This is a genomic window from Vibrio sp. SALL6 (assembly GCF_002002385.1).
GTDB classification, from domain to species: Bacteria; Pseudomonadota; Gammaproteobacteria; order Enterobacterales; family Vibrionaceae; genus Vibrio; species Vibrio parahaemolyticus.
This window is the reverse complement of record NZ_MQVK01000020.1, coordinates 24,935-43,706: the sequence shown is the minus strand read 5'-3', so window position 1 is coordinate 43,706 and position 18,772 is coordinate 24,935. Positions and strand designations below refer to the sequence as shown.

Annotated in this window: 19 protein-coding genes and 1 riboswitch; of the genes, 7 read left to right on the top strand and 12 right to left on the bottom strand. The window is 46.4% G+C overall.

Going from position 1 to position 18,772, the window contains the following annotated elements; genetic code table 11:
- Nucleotides 1–133: 133 nt before the first annotated feature.
- The 3 genes from cgtA to rplU all read right to left on the bottom strand — a co-directional run bounded on the left by cgtA (nucleotide 134) and on the right by rplU (nucleotide 2,106).
- Nucleotides 134–1,306: an Obg family GTPase CgtA gene (gene cgtA / locus BIW15_RS12225; RefSeq protein WP_005489537.1), complete on the bottom strand. Its 1,173-nt coding sequence runs from the start codon at nucleotides 1,304–1,306 to the stop codon at nucleotides 134–136.
- 210 nt (nucleotides 1,307–1,516) lie between these two features.
- Entirely contained in the window at nucleotides 1,517–1,774 is a 258-nt protein-coding gene (gene rpmA / locus BIW15_RS12220) for a 50S ribosomal protein L27 (RefSeq protein WP_005383095.1), read from the bottom strand.
- A 20-nt stretch (nucleotides 1,775–1,794) separates the two neighbouring features.
- Nucleotides 1,795–2,106 carry a 50S ribosomal protein L21 gene (rplU, locus tag BIW15_RS12215; RefSeq protein WP_005383096.1) on the bottom strand — a complete coding sequence of 104 codons (312 nt, stop codon included), beginning with the start codon at nucleotides 2,104–2,106 and terminating at the stop codon, nucleotides 1,795–1,797.
- A gap of 257 nt (nucleotides 2,107–2,363) precedes the next feature.
- Here rplU and ispB point away from each other — a divergent pair, with 257 nt between their 5' ends.
- Complete coding sequence (gene ispB, locus BIW15_RS12210; protein WP_025627606.1) at nucleotides 2,364–3,335, top strand: octaprenyl diphosphate synthase; 972 nt, start codon at nucleotides 2,364–2,366, stop codon at nucleotides 3,333–3,335.
- Nucleotides 3,336–3,456: 121 nt separating this feature from the next.
- On the opposite strand, the gene BIW15_RS12205 is transcribed toward ispB, so the two are convergent.
- Nucleotides 3,457–3,648, bottom strand: a complete 192-nt coding sequence (locus tag BIW15_RS12205) for a hypothetical protein (RefSeq protein ID WP_005479653.1) — start codon at nucleotides 3,646–3,648, stop codon at nucleotides 3,457–3,459.
- 113 nt (nucleotides 3,649–3,761) lie between these two features.
- On the bottom strand, nucleotides 3,762–4,697 hold the full coding sequence (gene mdh / locus BIW15_RS12200) for a malate dehydrogenase (RefSeq protein ID WP_005454639.1): 936 nt from the start codon (nucleotides 4,695–4,697) through the stop codon (nucleotides 3,762–3,764).
- A 358-nt stretch (nucleotides 4,698–5,055) separates the two neighbouring features.
- On the opposite strand from mdh, the gene argR reads away from it, so the two are divergent.
- From argR to BIW15_RS12170, 4 genes are all read left to right on the top strand, one after another.
- The gene (argR, locus tag BIW15_RS12195; protein ID WP_005430583.1) at nucleotides 5,056–5,526 is read left to right on the top strand and encodes a transcriptional regulator ArgR; all 471 of its coding nucleotides are present in this window, start codon (nucleotides 5,056–5,058) and stop codon (nucleotides 5,524–5,526) included.
- Between the two features lie 405 nt (nucleotides 5,527–5,931).
- A complete protein-coding gene (locus BIW15_RS12185; RefSeq protein WP_005489477.1) occupies nucleotides 5,932–6,900 on the top strand; it encodes a TAXI family TRAP transporter solute-binding subunit in 969 nt (322 codons plus the stop codon).
- A 297-nt stretch (nucleotides 6,901–7,197) separates the two neighbouring features.
- Nucleotides 7,198–9,777 (top strand): TRAP transporter permease, encoded by a 2,580-nt coding sequence (locus tag BIW15_RS12175; protein ID WP_005496973.1) that lies wholly within the window; start codon nucleotides 7,198–7,200, stop codon nucleotides 9,775–9,777.
- Nucleotides 9,778–9,821: 44 nt separating this feature from the next.
- Nucleotides 9,822–10,259 carry a universal stress protein gene (locus tag BIW15_RS12170; protein ID WP_005454686.1) on the top strand — a complete coding sequence of 146 codons (438 nt, stop codon included), beginning with the start codon at nucleotides 9,822–9,824 and terminating at the stop codon, nucleotides 10,257–10,259.
- 63 nt (nucleotides 10,260–10,322) lie between these two features.
- Here the strand turns inward: BIW15_RS12170 and thiQ are convergent, their stop codons facing one another.
- From thiQ to mpl, 5 genes are all read right to left on the bottom strand, one after another.
- Nucleotides 10,323–11,027 carry a thiamine ABC transporter ATP-binding protein gene (gene thiQ / locus BIW15_RS12165; RefSeq protein ID WP_023584999.1) on the bottom strand — a complete coding sequence of 235 codons (705 nt, stop codon included), beginning with the start codon at nucleotides 11,025–11,027 and terminating at the stop codon, nucleotides 10,323–10,325.
- Complete coding sequence (gene thiP, locus BIW15_RS12160; RefSeq protein ID WP_077281114.1) at nucleotides 11,027–12,613, bottom strand: thiamine/thiamine pyrophosphate ABC transporter permease ThiP; 1,587 nt, start codon at nucleotides 12,611–12,613, stop codon at nucleotides 11,027–11,029. Before thiP ends, thiQ begins: the two co-directional genes overlap by 1 nt.
- Before the next feature lie 41 nt (nucleotides 12,614–12,654).
- A complete protein-coding gene (gene thiB / locus BIW15_RS12155; RefSeq protein ID WP_017449020.1) occupies nucleotides 12,655–13,647 on the bottom strand; it encodes a thiamine ABC transporter substrate binding subunit in 993 nt (330 codons plus the stop codon).
- Nucleotides 13,648–13,719: 72 nt separating this feature from the next.
- Nucleotides 13,720–13,856: riboswitch (TPP riboswitch) on the bottom strand.
- Between the two features lie 37 nt (nucleotides 13,857–13,893).
- Nucleotides 13,894–14,532, bottom strand: coding sequence for a flavin prenyltransferase UbiX (locus BIW15_RS12150; protein ID WP_005489583.1), 639 nt, complete (start codon nucleotides 14,530–14,532; stop codon nucleotides 13,894–13,896).
- 5 nt (nucleotides 14,533–14,537) lie between these two features.
- A complete protein-coding gene (gene mpl / locus BIW15_RS12145; protein ID WP_077281113.1) occupies nucleotides 14,538–15,896 on the bottom strand; it encodes a UDP-N-acetylmuramate:L-alanyl-gamma-D-glutamyl-meso-diaminopimelate ligase in 1,359 nt (452 codons plus the stop codon).
- A 312-nt stretch (nucleotides 15,897–16,208) separates the two neighbouring features.
- Here mpl and fbp point away from each other — a divergent pair, with 312 nt between their 5' ends.
- Together fbp and ppa are read left to right on the top strand one after the other, a co-directional pair.
- Nucleotides 16,209–17,225: a class 1 fructose-bisphosphatase gene (fbp, locus tag BIW15_RS12140; RefSeq protein ID WP_005454699.1), complete on the top strand. Its 1,017-nt coding sequence runs from the start codon at nucleotides 16,209–16,211 to the stop codon at nucleotides 17,223–17,225.
- A gap of 127 nt (nucleotides 17,226–17,352) precedes the next feature.
- Nucleotides 17,353–17,883 carry an inorganic diphosphatase gene (gene ppa / locus BIW15_RS12135; protein WP_005454643.1) on the top strand — a complete coding sequence of 177 codons (531 nt, stop codon included), beginning with the start codon at nucleotides 17,353–17,355 and terminating at the stop codon, nucleotides 17,881–17,883.
- A 74-nt stretch (nucleotides 17,884–17,957) separates the two neighbouring features.
- On the opposite strand, the gene BIW15_RS12130 is transcribed toward ppa, so the two are convergent.
- The gene (locus BIW15_RS12130; RefSeq protein ID WP_015296185.1) at nucleotides 17,958–18,320 is read right to left on the bottom strand and encodes a DUF2799 domain-containing protein; all 363 of its coding nucleotides are present in this window, start codon (nucleotides 18,318–18,320) and stop codon (nucleotides 17,958–17,960) included.
- A 96-nt stretch (nucleotides 18,321–18,416) separates the two neighbouring features.
- The gene (locus tag BIW15_RS12125) at nucleotides 18,417–18,764 is read right to left on the bottom strand and encodes a gamma-glutamylcyclotransferase (RefSeq protein ID WP_005454676.1); all 348 of its coding nucleotides are present in this window, start codon (nucleotides 18,762–18,764) and stop codon (nucleotides 18,417–18,419) included.
- Nucleotides 18,765–18,772: the final 8 nt, after the last annotated feature.

The window sequence follows — 18,772 nt, the reverse complement described above, 5'->3', positions numbered from 1 at the left end:
CCCGAATTATCACGCGAAGCCACTATTGTGCCGCAAATCACATCATCTAAATATGATTTAGATACAAAAAAAGCCGCAATAGATTTTGCGGCTTTATTAAATTTTCTAGCAAGACATCGCTTGGAGAGAACAATTAGTCACGAACGTAGACAACGTGACCGTCATCTTCTTCGTCATCCCAATCATCCCAGTCATCGTCATCTTCAGTAACAACGTCTTTTCCTGCCATTGCATCTTTATGGTAATCATCCCACATGAAGTTAACTTTATCTTCTTCAGCCACTTCTTCCTCTTCGCGAGGTAGGTTTTCCATAAAGTCAGCCAGCTTGTAACAAAGCTCTTTGGTGCCAGAACGGTTGATCGCAGAGATCTTGAAGTACTCGTCTTCCCAACCTAGCGCATCCAAGATCTCTTGGATCTTCTCATTCGCTTCTTCTTCAGGCATCAAATCAACTTTGTTGAACACCAACCAGCGAGGTTTGCTTGCCAGTTTTTCACTGTATTGCTCTAGCTCATCAATGATGGTTAGTGCATTTTGTACAGGATCAGACTGATCAATCGGCATGATATCAATCATGTGCAGCAACACTCGGCAACGTTCTAGGTGTTTCAAGAAACGAATACCTAAACCCGCACCATCAGCAGCCCCTTCGATAAGCCCCGGGATGTCAGCAACCACAAAGCTCTTTTCAGGAACAACACTCACCACACCCAAGCTTGGGATTAACGTGGTAAACGGGTAGTCTGCTACTTTTGGTTTTGCCGCTGATACCGCGCGAATAAACGTCGATTTACCTGCGTTTGGCAAGCCAAGCATACCAACGTCCGCCAACAGCAGTAGCTCAAGACGGATTTCACGAATTTCACCTTTCGTACCTAGCGTTCTTTGACGAGGCGCTCGGTTTACTGAAGATTTGAAACGCGTGTTACCAAGACCGTGCCAACCGCCTTTCGCGACCATCACTTTCTTACCGTGCTCAGCAACTTCTGCAACAATTTCGTTAGTGTGGATATCCACTGCGCGAGTACCCACTGGTACACGAAGAACAATGTCTTTACCACGTTTACCAGTACAGTTACCACCGCGACCGTTTTCACCACGCTCCGCTTCGTAGAAGCGCTGGAAACGGTAATCAATTAGGGTATTTAGGTTTTCATCAGCTTGGATGTAAACATCACCGCCGTCACCACCATCACCGCCGTCAGGGCCACCTTTAGTGATGAATTTTTCACGCCAGAAACTGACAACGCCGCTACCGCCATCACCAGCCTGAACTTTTACTACCGCTTCATCTACGAACTTCATCTTTTACTCCGACTACTTCGTGCGTGGATTAAATCTACTGTGTCATCCGACAATTTTAGCAGATGACAGATCTAAGCTCCCAGATTCAAATCGCCTCGGATTCTAACGAGAAACTTCGATATATCGACTGCCATAAATAAAAAACCCCGCCGATTCGGCAGGGCTTTTGAATTCAGCTTAAAGCTATTAAGTAACTTGGTAAAAACCTAATTACTCAGCTTCGATGCTTACAAACTTACGGTTCTTAGGACCTTTCACTTCGAACTTCACTTTACCTTCAGTAAGAGCGAATAGAGTGTGGTCTTTACCGATACCTACGTTGTTACCAGCGTGGAACTTAGTACCACGTTGACGAACGATGATGTTACCTGCAAGTACAGATTCACCACCGAAACGCTTAACACCTAGACGTTTGCTTTCTGAATCGCGGCCGTTACGAGTAGAACCACCAGCTTTTTTGTGTGCCATTGTTAAACTCTCCTAATAGATTAAGCGTTGATACCAGTGATCTTCACTTCAGTGAACCACTGACGGTGACCCTGTTGCTTACGAGAGTGCTTACGACGACGGAACTTAACGATTTTAACTTTATCGCCACGACCGTGTTGTACAACTTCAGCAACAATTTTGCCGCCCTCTACAAGAGGAGCACCAACTTTGATGTCTTCGCCGTTAGCAACAAGAAGAACTTTATCAAATTCTACAGTTGCACCAGTTTCAACGTCTAATTTCTCTAAACGAAGAGTTTGACCTTCGCTTACACGGTGTTGTTTACCACCAGATTGGAAAACAGCGTACATATTTTACTCCGCTTTTTCCGCACAGCCTTTTCATGAGGGTGTGCGCTAAACTAATCATCAATAGGGCGCAGATTCTACAGAAGAGATGCCCCTATGACAAGCCATATTTTGAAAAAATTGGCGAAAAGCTAATCGCCAAAGAAAAGTGCGGCAATCATGCCCTTTAGTAATGTATTAATCAACGTTTTTTAGTGTATTATTCGACAATTATATAAATCGAATAAGCCTTGCAGGGTCTAACTTCAGCCGGATATACGATGGATTTTAAAACTATCCAAGCGCTTACTGCCGATGACATGGCAAAAGTGAATGAAACAATTCAAGCCCAACTAAATTCTGATGTCTCTTTAATCAACCAGCTCGGTTTCTATATCGTGAGTGGTGGAGGCAAACGTCTACGACCGTTACTGGCAATATTGTCAGCACGTGCATTGGGGTACCAAGGCACTGGCCATACGATGGCAGCGGCGTTTATCGAGTTCATCCATACAGCAACTTTGCTGCACGATGATGTCGTGGACGAATCAGATATGCGCCGTGGAAAAGCGACAGCGAATGCTGCGTTTGGTAATGCCGCGAGCGTACTTGTTGGGGACTTTATTTACACTCGCTCATTTCAGATGATGACTGAGCTAGGATCCATGAAGATCCTTCAACTAATGAGTAATGCAGTAAATGTGATCGCCGAAGGTGAAGTTCAACAGTTGATGAACTGTAACGATCCTGACACGACCGAAGAAAGCTACATGCAAGTCATCTACTCAAAGACTGCACGCTTGTTCGAGTCTGCAACGCAAATTGGCGCGATCTTAAATGATGCTCCAGAGCACGTTGAATTGGCTCTGCAGAATTATGGTAAATACCTAGGCACTGCATTCCAGCTTATTGATGATGTGATGGACTACACATCCGATGGCGAAGACATGGGCAAAAACGTTGGTGATGATTTGGCTGAAGGAAAACCGACTCTGCCTCTGTTGCATGCAATGCGTAATACGACGCCAGAAAATGCGCTGATGATTCGCGAAGCGATTGAAAAAGCCAATGGCATGGAACGCTTAGATGAAATCCTAACCGTTATGAAAGAGGCTGGTTCGTTAGAATACACTACGCAGAAAGCGTTAGAAGAAGCAGATAAGGCGATCGCTGAACTGGAAGTACTACCAGAATCAGAATACAAAGAAGCGCTTATCACGCTGGCTCATGTTGCGGTAAAACGCACCCGCTAGCACCCGCTAGCACCCGCTAGCACCCGCTAGCACCATCAGACCCTTTAGCAAGAAACACAAAAGGAAGAGCATTTCGCTCTTCCTTTTTCGTCTCAGCTCTAGACAATTTCAACGACTCTGACTAATAGTATCGTTCGCTTCCACCGTGCAGCTGTGGATCGTCCTCTATCTCATCAAAACTCACTGCTATCTGTTGATCTGAGCCTTGCTTGGATAACAAAACGGTCTCTGCTTCACGGTCGACAACCAAAATCGTACCGACGCCTTCTTGGCACTCAACAACCATGCCTTTTCGGATTCGACTTGCTTCCATCATCTTCTCCTTAACAATGTTGTTTTGGTTCGCTTGTGATACGTAATTCAGAGCAAAAAGATCAAAAAAGCCGATCCTAAGATCGGCTTTCTTCTTAATTCGCGTTATAGAGATTATTTAGCGAATTCAACACCAATGTTGATGTCGCCATTTAGCGTTTCTAGCATTCCATCTAGCGCCGCTTTTTCGAAGTCGCTCAATTCGCCGTAGCTTAGTACTTCTTCTACGCCTTCTTTGCCCAACTTCACTGGTTGTGCAAAGTAAGGTGCGTGCTCGCTATCACCTTCAACGTAAGCACACTCAACAACGCCTTCTTCACCTTGAAGAGCTCGCACAAGTGCTAGACCGAAACGACAAGCCGCTTGGCCCATAGAAAGTGTCGCACTACCGCCACCCGCTTTTGCTTCAACAACTTCTGTGCCCGCGTTTTGAATACGCTTAGTCAGAGCTTCTACTTCTTCAGCAGTAAACTCTACACCTTCTACTTGAGAAAGAAGAGGAAGAATTGTCACGCCAGAGTGACCACCGATAACTGGTACACGGATATCGCTAGGATCTTTGCCTTTTAGCTCAGCAACAAACGTTTCTGAACGGATCACGTCTAGAGTGGTAATACCGAATAGGCGACGCTTGTCGTAAACGCCCGCTTTCTTCAGAACTTCAGCAGCGATTGGCACTGTTGTGTTCACTGGGTTAGTGATGATACCTACACATGCTTTAGGACAAACAACCGCAATCTTTTCAGCGAGTGATTTCACAATACCAGCGTTTACATTGAACAGATCCGCACGATCCATGCCCGGCTTACGAGCAACACCCGCAGAGATAAGAACTACATCTGCACCTTCTAGCGCAGGAGTTGGATCTTCACCAGCGTAACCTTTGATCGATACTGGTGTTGGAATGTGGCTAAGATCTGCTGCTACGCCAGGCGTAACTGGAGCAATATCGTATAGGGCTAAATCAGAACCAGCAGGAAGACGGTTCTTAAGCAGAAGGGCAAGGGCTTGACCGATGCCACCAGCGGCACCAATAACGGCTACTTTCATGTAGTTCTCCTTGAGAGTATTTCTCTTATAAACGTATTCGTAGGGTAGTTTGTAACCAACTGAAATAAGCTATCGGAATCACAACTTGATTACAATCAATTAACGCCAGCTTTGCGACCTCGCGCAACTCGCTGTTGTCGTGCTACAAATGAAGGTTGGATTATTCTTTTATTCTGTTGAAATGACAAGAAATTCAACAGGACAAAACGAGACTGGTTGAATTACCTTAAAGAATCCTGTTCTGTTTATGGTTTACAGTGATGAAACTAACAGAATGCCGGGACTTTTTGGCACTGCATGAATATATATGCGAGAATATGCAAAATTGCTGACACGTACTAAGAGAATCATAATGACTATGCGCAATTCAGAGAAACAAGATAACCTAGTCCGCGCCTTTAAAGCCCTGCTAAAAGAAGAGAGCTTTGGCTCACAGGGTGAAATTGTTGACGCACTCAAGCAGCAAGGCTTTGAAAGCATTAACCAATCTAAAGTTTCACGTATGCTGACCAAGTTTGGTGCTGTTCGTACTCGTAACGCAAAAATGGAAATGGTGTACTGCCTACCGGCTGAGCTGGGCGTACCAACAGTAAGCAGCTCTCTACGTGAACTGGTTTTAGACATCGATCACAATGCGGCATTGGTTGTCATTCACACAGGTCCTGGCGCAGCACAGCTTATTGCTCGCCTACTCGACTCGTTAGGTAAATCCGAGGGTATTCTTGGCGTAGTAGCGGGTGACGATACCATTTTTATTACCCCTACAATGCCAGTATCAACTGAACAATTGTTCAAGTCTGTATGTGAGCTATTCGAGTACACAGGCTGAGACCGACGAACATTGGTTTAAGTAACTCTTTGTGGGCTATGAAAGAAGTACTATTTTGTAGCCCATTATTTATGTAAACAAATTGCTTCATGCGACTACTTTTTACTCACCACTTTTGTGATTAATATCACGCAATTGATCTTTTTCACCATCTTGCCTTATTCACACCTAACTAACTGTTATAAAAAGAATTAAATCAAAGATCAATCACCATACCCTGTCGCAAGCTTTAGACTTATTCGCTATAACATTTAACATTCGGATAATTTTCTGCCAATTTTTTGTTATGATTTGCTCGCTTTTTCAAACAATTGGATTGGAAAAGATGCCGTTTCCAAATAGGAAACTCCAGAAGTGATTTATGGTTATTTCCGGGTAAATAATGAATATAAGGAAGGGAAATTCATGGCATTTAACAAACTTCTCAAAGTAGGCGCTATCGCTGCAGCTGTAATGGGCGCAGGCGCAGTTAACGCTCAAGAGTTTATTACTATCGGTACTGGCTCTGTAACTGGTGTTTACTACCCTACTGGTGGTGCTATCTGTAAGTTGGTAAATAAAGGTCGTAAAGACCACAACATCCGTTGTTCAGTAGAATCAACTGGTGGCTCAATTTACAACGTTAACACTATCCGTGCAGGCGAATTAGATTTTGGTATCGTGCAATCGGATTGGCAGTACCACGGCTACAACGGTACGAGCAAGTTTGCGGAACAAGGCCCGTACAAAAAACTGCGTGCAATGTTCTCTCTTCATACTGAACCTTTCAACATCATCGCACGTGCTGACTCTGGCATCGAAAACGTTCAAGACCTAGCAGGTAAGCGTGTCAACATCGGTAACCCAGGTTCTGGTGACCGCGCGACAATGGGCGTAGTAATGGAAGCAATGGGCTGGACAAATGACAGCTTCAAACTTGCTTCAGAGCTAAAAGGCTCAGAGCGTTCTCAAGCACTTTGTGACAACAAAATTGATGCGTTCATCTACATGGTTGGCCATCCAAACGGTTCAATCAAAGAAGCAACAACATCATGTGATGCGAAGCTAGTGCCTGCAACTGGTCCTAAGATCGACAAGATCGTCGCAGACAACCCGTACTACGCATTCAGCACAGTGCCGGCTGGTATGTACCGTGGTACAGATAAAGACGTGAAGAGCTTTGGTGTTGCAGCAACAATGGTAACAACAGCTGATGTTTCTGATGAAGTTGCATACAACGTTGCTAAAGCCGTGTTCGAGAACTTCGACACCTTCAAACGTCTGCATCCAGCTTTTGCTAACCTGAAAAAAGAAGACATGGTGAAAGCAGGTATTTCTATCCCTCTTCACCCAGGTGCAGAAAAATACTACAAAGAAGTGGGTCTAATTAAGTAAGCACTCACTTATTTCAATCTCAGGCAGAAAAAGATGGTTTTCTGCCTGATTGAGTATGCTGGTTGTAGCACGTTGAACCAGCATGCTTTGTTCATTTGCCAGTTTTTCTTAGAACTGCGCACTCAATACCCAAGAAAACACTTTAACGCCGCCAACAAAGCACTCGGTACTCTTGCTTTGTGATTCGGCAGCGGAATACTCGAAAGCAAACTTCGCTCCATTCACTACACTGATAAAGGCGAAGTGTGGTTCTCGATAGAAGAACGGACAGGACCATCAATAATAAGGAAAAAGTACATGGCGACGAATAAGACTCCGTCTCAAGATGTGCAAGAAATGGTGGCTCAAGCAGACACGGGCGCACGTAACCCTTCGGGAGTGCAAGGACGAATCCTTTGGTTAGTCCCTCTGTGTTGGTCACTATTTCAATTATGGTACGCCTCCCCGCTACCATTTATTTTCAATTTTGGCGTACTGAATGACACTGAAGCGCGAGCGATTCACCTCACTTTCGCGATATTTTTGGCCTTCACTGCTTATCCAGCAATGAAGAACTCTCCGCGTGATCACATTCCTCTTGTGGATTGGATTCTCGCGTTATCGGGTAGTTTTTCAGCTGCCTATATCTACCTTTTCTACACCGAACTCGCAGGACGTTCCGGCGCTCCCACCACTGCCGATATTGTGGTTGCGGTCGTTGGCATGATATTGCTACTTGAAGCGACTCGTCGTGCATTAGGGCCTCCGCTAATGGTTGTGGCCGCCGTGTTCCTGACTTACACGTTTGCTGGCCCATACATGCCAGATGTCATAGCCCACAAAGGCGCAAGCTTAGGTAAAGCGATGTCGCATCTGTGGCTAACCACCGAAGGGGTATTTGGTGTTGCTTTAGGTGTATCCACTTCTTTCGTATTCTTGTTTGTACTGTTTGGCGCGATGCTAGAACGTGCGGGTGCAGGTGCTTACTTCATTAAAGTCGCGTTTTCTCTACTTGGTCACATGAAAGGTGGCCCAGCTAAAGCCGCCGTTGTCGCATCTGGTCTATCGGGTCTGGTTTCAGGCTCATCGATCGCAAACGTCGTAACCACGGGTACTTTTACCATTCCATTGATGAAACGAGTCGGCTTCCCGGGCACAAAAGCGGGTGCCGTTGAAGTGGCAGCGTCAACCAATGGTCAGCTCACCCCGCCAATCATGGGCGCGGCAGCGTTTTTGATGGTGGAATACGTTGGGATTTCTTACGTAGAGGTTATCAAAGCGGCATTACTTCCAGCGCTGATTTCCTACATCGCGTTGATTTACATCGTTCACCTTGAAGCATGTAAAGCGGGCATGACTGGCTTACCTCGTCGTCATAATCCAACGTTACTGCAAAGCCTACTTTCATTCACGGCTACCATTTTAGGTCTGTGTGTAATCAGCGCTTTGGTGTACTACGGTGTAGGTTGGACGAAAGATGTCTTTGGCGACGCAGCGACTACGATAGTAACGATCGCGCTACTCATCGCCTACGTCGGCCTCGTAAAAATTTCTGCGAACCACATGAAAGATGGCGCAATTGAGATTGATGCGGAGCTGACTGAAGTGCCAGATCCGGGTCCTACAGTGAAGTCTGGCTTACACTACCTGCTACCTATCGTGGTACTGGTTTGGTGTTTAACAGTAGAGCGCTTCTCACCTGGCTTATCAGCATTTTGGGCGACCGTCTTTATGGTCTTCATTTTGCTAACACAACGCCCTCTGATGGCGTTACTTGCGAAAGAAGGCGACCTAGTACAACAAACCAAAGAGGGTTTTGTCGATCTCGCTGAAAGCTTGGTGGCTGGTGCTCGCAACATGATCGGTATCGGTGTCGCAACTGCGGCGGCAGGTACGGTTGTTGGCGTTGTGACGCTAACTGGTATCGGCTTGGTGATGACGGACTTTGTTGAGTTTATCTCTGGCGGTAGTGTCATCCTAATGCTGCTGTTTACTGCGGTTATCAGTCTGATTCTCGGTATGGGTCTGCCTACCACAGCAAACTACATTGTAGTATCAACGCTAATGGCACCAGTCATCGTAACGCTCGGCGCAGCGCACGGTCTTATCATTCCACTGATTGCGGTGCACTTGTTCGTGTTCTATTTCGGTATTCTCGCCGATGATACACCACCGGTCGGTCTGGCTGCCTTTGCCGCTGCAGCAATCGCGAAGTCCGATCCAATTCGCACCGGTATCCAAGGCTTTACCTACGATATTAGAACCGCCATTCTGCCATTCATGTTTGTTTTCAATACCCAATTATTGTTGATGGGTATCGATTCTTGGTGGCATTTAGCACTCACGGTAATCTCTTCCATCATTGCGATGCTGATCTTCTCTGCCGCTACGCAGGGATGGTGGCTGACTCGTAACAAGTGGTGGGAAACCGTCCTATTATTAGTATTAACTTTCTCATTCTTCCGACCTGGTTTTTGGTGGGACATGTTATACCCAGCGAAAGTTCTTTCTCCTGGGGTTGAGATAGCTCAAATCACGGAAAACCTAAATGTAGGAGAATCCATTGAGTTACGTGTTGCCGGACAAAACCTCGAAGGCGAATACGTCGAGAAAACGGTACGTCTGCCATTCGAAGACAGAGCAACGACGGCTGAAGAGCGTATCTCTTCAATGGGTCTGATGCTGACTGAGAACGACGGCAAAATGGTCGTCGACATGGTTGAATTTGGTAGCCCTGCGGAGTCATCTGGTATCGACTTTGATTGGGAAATCAAATGGGTCGTTCAAGACGCGGATCGTCCAATGAAAGAATGGGTATTTGTACCTTGCTTGATTCTTCTGCTGGTACTTGCCATGAACCAAAAACGTCGTGCTCGCAAGGAACAACTGAGCGCATAACCGATTTGGCCCCGCGGATCTGGGGCCTTAGTGAGAGACATTGAATGTATAAACAAATTCTTGTTCCGGTTGATCTAAATGACCAAGGCTTCTCAGACCGAGCGGTTGAACTGGCGGTGTGGCAAGCAAAACAAGCAAACGCAGAAATCCACCTGCTCACTGTTTTGCCAGGTATTCACATGTCGATGGTCGCCACTTACTTCCCAAAAGACGCAGCGGCGAAAATGAAGCAAGATGTGAAGCAGCAGCTAAAAGCATTTGCCAGCGAGCACATTGATGATGAAGTGATTTACAAAGTGCACGTTGCCGAAGGCAAAGCTTACGCAACAATTCTTGATTACGCCGAGCGTTTGGGCGCAGACCTTATTATCATGCCAAGTCACAAGCGTTCGAAAATTAACAAAGTGATGCTTGGTTCTGTTGCAAGTAAAGTTGTGGAATATTCTCCAATCAACGTGATGGTAGTGAAGCCGCAAGGTTAAGCTTACGGCCACGCAAGAAAAAAAGGTTGATGCTCGCATCAACCTTTTTTGTATCTCTCATCATTATCCAGCAGCACGAACGAAGGCCTGTAGGGTCTTGCTGGGATGCTCGGCAGTCAGGGCATCAATCTCACCCACCGCTTCTACTTTTCCGTTAGCAACAAAGGCAAAGTGACTCGCAATCGCTTTGGCATCACTAAGATGATGCGTAACCATCAACACGGTAATTCCGCGCTCCGCAGCCAGTTTTTTTACCAAGCTCAGCATCTCTTCACGCAACACTGGATCAAGTGCCGAGAAAGGCTCATCCAACAGCCACATGGAATGAGGCTGAACAAAACAACGCGCTAAGGCAACACGTTGACGCTGCCCTCCAGAAAGGTGCTCAGGCAAACGGTCGAGGTACTCTGCAACGCCAACTTGCTGCGCAGCTTGTTCAACCTGACGCTTTTGGTCTACCGTGAGCTTTAGTCCCGGGTGTAAACCTAAGCCAATGTTGTCACGCACCGACAAGTGAGAAAACAAGTTATGCTCTTGGAACAGCATGGAGAAAGGACGCTGATAAGGCTCTTTGCGCACAATCGACTCACCATCAACCCGAATGTCACCTTGGTCAGGATGGATAAATCCTGCAACCAGAGCCAGCAAGGTTGATTTCCCTGCCCCACTCGGCCCCATCAACGATACAATCTGACCACGTTCAATGCTCAACTCAAAACGAAACAGTTCACGTTGGTAGGTGTACTGCACATCATCCAACACTAGCATTATGCTTTCTCCTTCGCTTTCAATACTTTCTCTATCAAGGCAAAACAGCCCACACTCAACAACAATAACGTCACGGACACCACTGCAGCGGCGTCCATCTGATAACTGCCAAGCAACTGGAACAAATACAGAGGTAAGGTACGAAATTCTTGTCCACCAAACAGCGCTATCGCGCTTAAATCCCCTATTGCAAACATAAAGCTGATCGCAAACGCATGTGCAAACGGCTTGCGCAGCGCCTGCCACTCCACCACTTTAAATCGTTGCCAGCCACGCATGCCTAAGCTGGCACATACATACTGATACTGTTGCTCAATGTGCAGCATCGGTTGCGCTAGCGTTTTGATCACGTAAGGCAAAGCCATCAAACCATTCACCAAAATCACGACAAAAAACGCCAAGCTAAAAACATCGGTAAATGATCGCAGTAGTAAGAATAGGCCAGTGCTAATCACCAGCCCCGGCGTCACTAGAATAATGGTACCGACTAACTCTATCTGATCGGCTCGCGTGTTTTTATACTGCAAACGCCAACGGCGACTGGTCAACAATATAGACACTCCCGCAGCGACCGCAAGCGCACTGGCTAACCCTGCAACTTTGAGCGAGTTAGATAACGCAGACCAAAAACGTTCATCGGTTAACACCGTCCAAACTTGTTGGTTGATACCACTCAGTAACACCATCAGTAACGGCGGTATCACCAGTAAAAAGGCACCTATGATCCAAAAGCTATCCCAAGCTTTTGACCACCCATGATCCTTCGTTAAAAATTGCTGTACCGATGTGCTGCCAGCACTGATAGCAACAGGCTTTGTTAACTTCTGTACTCCAATCGCAAGTAGTCCACACAACAGCATCTGCCACAACGCTAATAACGCACCAGCTTGCAAATCAAAATCAAACTTAATCGCTTGATAGATGGCTAGCTCAATAGTGGTGGATTTTGGCCCGCCACCCAGCGCCATCACAGTGGCAAAACTGGTGAAGCACAACATAAATACCAAGCCACAAGCGTGAGGAAGTTGCTGCCTTAAACGCGGCCATTCCACCCAGCGAAACTTATCCCAATGGCTCATACCAAGATGCGCACACAGCTTGTGTTGCTCAGCAGGGATAGACTCCAAGGCTTGCAGCAGCAAGCGTGCCGCGTAAGGTAAATTAAAGAACACATGGGCAAGTAAGATGCCATTCAAACCATAAATAGAAAATGGAAGTTTGGTGTCGAAACCTTGCAGCCATTGCGCTAACAAACCGCTATTGCCATAAATCGCTAATAGCCCAAAAACACCAACCAAAACCGGCAAAACCAGTGTCGATACAAATAGCTTAAGCAGTAATGATTTACCCCAAAATTGGCGACGCGAAAGCGCGTGCGCAACTGGAATGGCAAAACCAACACTGAGCAATGTGGAAAGAAAAGCTTGGTAAAAGCTGAACTTGGTGACATGTTGATAATACGGGTCGTCCCATACCGCAGACACATCAAGTGAAGGGGCTTGAACAATCAAAGCACCTAGGGCAGAAATAACAAAGGTCGCGATGATCATCGCGACCCCTAAACCTATTTTTGGAACAGAATTCAAAGGTAAAACCTATCTCATTCAGATGAGGGTGGAAACGTCAGCTAAAACGTCAGTGCACTTTGCCATTCGCGAATCCAAGACTTACGCATTTTTGCCACTTCATCAGCACTAAAGCTCAACGACTTGCTTGGAACGCTCAAGGTTTCAAAACCTTTAGGTAACTCAACGTCAGTAACTGGGTACATCCAATTGCCCGTTGGCATCGCTGATTGGAACTCATCACTTAAAATGAAATTCATAAACTGATCAGCAAGTTCTGAATTTTTTGACCCTTTCACTTTGGCGGCTACTTCAACTTGCATGTAGTGGCCTTCAGCAAAATTCGCCGTCGCAAACTTTGAATCGTTTTCCGCAATTAAGTGGTACGCTGGTGATGTGGTGTAAGAAAGCACTAAGTCCGACTCGCCGTTAAGGAACATAGAATACGCCTCAGACCAACCTTTCGTGACCGTTACGGTTTTGCTTGCTAGCTTCTGCCACGCTTGCGTCACATCGTCGCCATAAATGGATTTCATCCACAGCATCAAGCCTTGGCCCGGCGTTGACGTACGCGGATCTTGATAAATCACTTTCAAATCGTCGCGCGTTTCCACCAGCTCTTTCATGCTTTTCGGTGGATTAGCCAGTTTCTCTTTGTTGTACACAAACGCGAAGTAGCCGTAATCGTACGGTACAAACGTCGTATCGCTCCAACCGTTTGGTAACACTGTGTTGGCCGTATCCACATTGTGCTCGGTAAGCAGACCGGTTTTCTTCGCTTCTGCCATCAGGTTGTTATCCAAACCTAACACGATGTCGGCTTTGCTATTACCGCCTTCAAGACGAAGACGATTCAGGATCGACACACCATCGTCCAACGCTACGAAGTTAACGTCACAGCCACATTTTGCTTCAAAAGCTTGCTCGATTTTAGGACCCGGCCCCCAATCTGCGGCAAAAGAGTCGTAGGTATAGATGGTTAATGTGTTTTCAGCGGCAAACGCTGAAGTAGAGGTGATTGCAGCTAAGGCAATCAGATTTAGAGTGGTTTTCACTGCTCGCTCTCCATGAGTATTTCAGAGAAATAAGTTGAGCGGCACAGGGTTTGAGGCGGCTATTAAGGATTTCCAATATCCAGACTCAATTCCTACGCCAGCATTATCTGGTTCAGGTAATACGGGTCCCTAGTAAAACACTTAGGTCTCAGCGCCCAAATGCATTGATTGACTCAATGCAAAATGGGTTTGCTCCCCGATGAGTTGGATGGATTGTAAAGGTATTTGAGTGGTTACACAATCAGCTCACGAGCGCTGGTCATAGCCCCAACGAGGCACTAAACCTTGCTCAATACCCAAGTGGTCGAGAATTCTCGCCACCATAAAATCCACTAAGTCTTCAATGCTCTTTGGCTGATGGTAGAAGCCCGGAGCCGCTGGCATGATGGTGACGCCCATTTGCGATAGCTTGTGCATGTTCTCCAGATGTAGCGTTGAAAATGGCGTTTCACGAACCACGAGCAACAGTTGCCCGCGTTCTTTCATTACCACATCAGCCGCCCGTTCGATCAAGTTGTCCGACATACCATGCGCGATCGCCGCAACACTTCCTGCTGAACATGGGCAAACCACCATTTGCTTTGGTGCCGCTGAGCCAGACGCTACCGGTGAGAACCAGTCATCTTTACCACAAACAGTGATGTTATTTGGATCACAGTTGAGATGTTCCACCAGCGCTTGCTTTGCGGCGTCTGGCCCACTTGGCAGCTTAAGGTTGTGTTCGGTTGCCATCACAACGCGAGCCGCCGAAGAAATCAGAACGTAGACATGATAATCCGCCGCGACCAAACATTCTAAAAGACGAAGGCCATAAGGAGCACCTGAGGCACCCGTTAATGCCAACGTGATGGCTTTTTTCTGAGAGGGTTGTATTTTGTTGTGCATATCAATCAGGCTTTTAGTTTTAACTGCTCAAGAAGTTTTCCGTGAATACCACCAAAGCCACCGTTACTCATTACCAGAATTTGGTCTCCATGCTGAGCACGTTCGACAATTTTAGCCACAAAGTTATCTATATCGGCATCGACAAACGCTGGCTGCTTGCATTGTTCAGCAATGTCTTGCACCGACCATTCGATGTTGTCTGGCTGGAATAAGAACACTTCATCTGCGCTGTGTAGCGAAACCGCGAGAGTATTCTTATGAACACCACGCTTCATGGTGGCAGAGCGAGGTTCCAATACAGCAAGGATACGTTTTTCACCCACTTTGTTACGCAAACCGCCCAGTGTCAGTTCAATTGCCGTAGGGTGATGCGCGAAATCATCGTAAACCGTGATGCCTTGTTCTTCACCTTTGAGCTCTAAACGACGCTTAGTGTTGATAAAACGCCCCAACGCCTGACAAGCAAGTTCTGGCGTTACGCCAACGTGTCGTGCGGCAGCGATCGCCATCAGTGCATTATCCACATTGTGGTCACCCACTAAATCCCATTCGACGGTACCGACCTTCTCGCCTTGCAAAGCAACGTCAAATTTTGAGCCATCAAGCACTAATTTGTGCGCTTGCCAGTCACCATCCTCACCAGAGAACTGTTTTTCCGTCCAGCAGCCACGCTCTAATACATCCGTCAAAGCTTGATCCTGCTTCGGCGCTAAGATCAAACCATTGCCCGGTACCGTTCGTACTAAATGATGGAATTGACGCTTGATCGCTTCTAGATCATCGAAGATGTCAGCATGATCGAACTCAAGGTTGTTCATGATTAAAGTGCGAGGATGGTAATGCACAAACTTAGAACGCTTATCGAAAAAAGCACTGTCATATTCGTCCGCTTCAACGACAAAAAACATGCTTTCGCCCAAACGAGCCGACACACCGAAGTTACCCAACACGCCACCAACGAGGAAACCAGGTTGGTAACCACAGTCTTCGAGTATCCACGCCAGCATGCTCGAAGTGGTCGTTTTGCCGTGTGTGCCGGAGACAGCCAGCACCCAACGGTCATACAGTAAAAATTCGTTCAGCCATTGTGGTCCTGAGGTGTAACGCATGTTGCTATTAAGTACATGCTCAACACACGGATTGCCACGGCTCATCGCGTTACCAATCACCACAAGGTCAGGTTGAGGATCGAGTTGAGACGGGTCGAAGCCTTCAATAATTTCAATACCTTGAGACTCTAGCAATGTGCTCATCGGTGGGTAAACATTGGCATCAGAACCCGTCACTTTATGCCCTAATTGACGCGCTAAAATTGCTGCGCCGCCCATAAACGTGCCACAGATACCCAAGATATGAATGTGCATAAACTAAACCTTGTAATGCGTTCTTTGATGCCTTCATTATCGCGATAACGACCAGAAAAGCGAGTGACTTTAGCCTTCTTCTTGCAGTCCCTTTCACAAATATGACAAGGTTGAACAGAGACTGTACAGCGCTCTGACCTGCGAATGAATCCCTGATTTGAGCAGACAAATAAATTGAGATCTCAGACAGTTACTTCATTACCATTAAAAAGATCCACGACTTAAAATTACATCTAGCGCAAACGTTTAACATCCATAAAGAGATGCCCGTTGCGCAACACCCCCAATGAAATGTAAATGTAAGGATTAACCATGTCAGGAATGCGCACCCTAGGCGAATTCATTGTTGAAAAACAAGCGGATTTCCCCCACGCTAGCGGTGATCTCTCATCTCTTTTAGCATCCATTCGTTTAGCTGCAAAAATCGTTAACCGTGAAATCAACGCAGCAGGTCTTGGTGATATCACTGGCGCTGTCGGCACGGAAAATGTCCAAGGCGAAGCGCAGCAAAAGCTAGACGTGTACGCGAACGACAAATTTAAAGCGGCGCTTGAAGCTCGTGACCAAGTTTGTGGCGTTGCCAGTGAAGAAGAAGATGAAGCGGTTGCGTTCAACAAAGAACTCAACCAAAACGCAAAGTATGTTGTATTGATGGACCCACTTGATGGTTCTTCAAATATCGACGTAAACGTGTCTGTCGGTACCATCTTCTCTATTTATCGCCGTGTTTCGCCTATTGGCACACCCGCGACAGAAGAAGATTTCCTTCAGCCAGGTCATAAGCAAGTTGCAGCAGGTTACGTAATTTACGGTTCATCAACTATGTTGGTGTACACCACAGGTAACGGCGTAAACGGCTTTACTTACGACCCATCCATCGGCAGCTTCTGCCTATCTCATGAAAACATGATGATTCCTGAAGATGGTAAGATCTACTCCATCAACGAAGGTAACTACATTCGTTTCCCACAAGGTGTGAAAAAGTACATCAAATACTGCCAAGAGAATGTGCCTGAAGACGGTCGTCCATACACCTCTCGCTACATTGGTTCTTTGGTGGCGGATTTCCATCGCAACCTGCTTAAAGGTGGCATCTACCTTTACCCAAGTACGCAAAGTCACCCACAAGGCAAACTTCGCCTGCTTTACGAATGCAACCCAATGGCATTTCTCATCGAACAAGCGGGCGGCATTGCATCAGATGGCGTGAATCGCATCATGGACATCAAACCGACTGAGCTACACCAGCGTGTACCTTTCTTTGTGGGTTCGAAGAACATGGTTCGCAAAGTTGAAGAGTTCCTTGAACTGCACCGCGACGAAGAATAATCTCAGACCTTTGTCCAACGCGGCAGGTGTTTACCTGCCGCGTTTTTGTCGCTAAAGTGAAATGCGAATTAATCATAGATGAGGGCGATCTTCTGGCTACTCATCCTCAATGAAAAGGAATATTCAAATGAGCCTAAACCATGTACCAGCAGGTAAATCGCTACCTGAAGATATTTACGTCGTTATCGAAATCCCTGCCAATGCAGACCCTATCAAATACGAAGTAGATAAAGACTCTGGTGCTGTATTTGTCGACCGTTTCATGTCTGCGCCAATGTTTTACCCATGTAACTACGGTTACGTGAACAACACACTTTCGCTTGATGGTGACCCAGTAGATGTCCTTGTCCCAACGCCATACCCACTCATGCCTGGCTCTGTTATTCGCTGCCGACCTGTTGGCGTTTTGAAGATGACGGATGAATCGGGCGAAGATGCCAAAGTCGTTGCCGTACCGCACTCTAAAATCTCTAAAGAGTATGAACACATTCAAGATGTGGGCGACATTCCTGAGTTGCTAAAAGCGCAAATCACGCATTTCTTTGAGCGCTACAAAGAGTTGGAATCAGGAAAGTGGGTGAAAGTTGATGGCTGGGCAGATGTAGAAGCGGCAAAAGCAGAGATTCTACAATCTTACGAACGTGCGCAAAACAAATAAGCGTAAACGTCAACCCCGAATACAAAAAGAGCTGCAAAGTGCAGCTCTTTTGCTTTCTAACCTAAACGCTTGCCTTAAATAGGAGCTCCTGCGGAGGACATACGACCAGCGTCATAATCGTGTTGGAAGAACGGGTCAACGTCATCGCAGATTCCGAAATACGGTCGTCCAACCACACCCAGCATATAGGCACTTTGCTCACAATACTCTTGCTTACCTTCTTGATAACCGTTTTGGTAGGCCATGATCAGTTCTGGCGTTGCATGGTTAGTGCCATCCAACTTGGCTATCCGCTCTTTTGACAACTCTCGTAATCCATCTAAGGCAGACTGTTTCCCGAACGCCTGCCAATCTGTCACACTGGTTGAAGCTGGTAAGGTGGTTTGCGCACAAGCAGACAGAAGCATCATCATCGCGCCAATTATTAACACTCTCATCATCACTCCTTACTTTTCTGACTTGTCGTTTTCTAACGTGTTTAGAAACGTTTTTAAATCTCGACAACGTTCTTACGATGGTTACTTAAGTATAGTTCACACCCTTTGACACCAATCGCCAGACGCTATTTCTTCCGTAAGCTGCTCCGTGTCTTGATACAAGTAAATCCACGCTTGGCCAAATGGCGTTGCAATGCTCTCTCTACGATATTCGACAGGTACGTCTTCAAGCTTATCGAGCGCCACCAAAGTATCATCATCAATCAGATAAACTTCGCCTTGGATTGAGCGCTGCCCTTCTGACAGCGCTGGGTACGAGCCTACATCGTAGAGCGAAAATTGGGCGTCCGTTTCATGTAAACCAAGAAATTGAGCCGAGCTCAAATAATGATGGTTGTACTCTCCCTTACGTAACGTCCCGTAGACAAAAATCAAATGCTGCATAACCACTC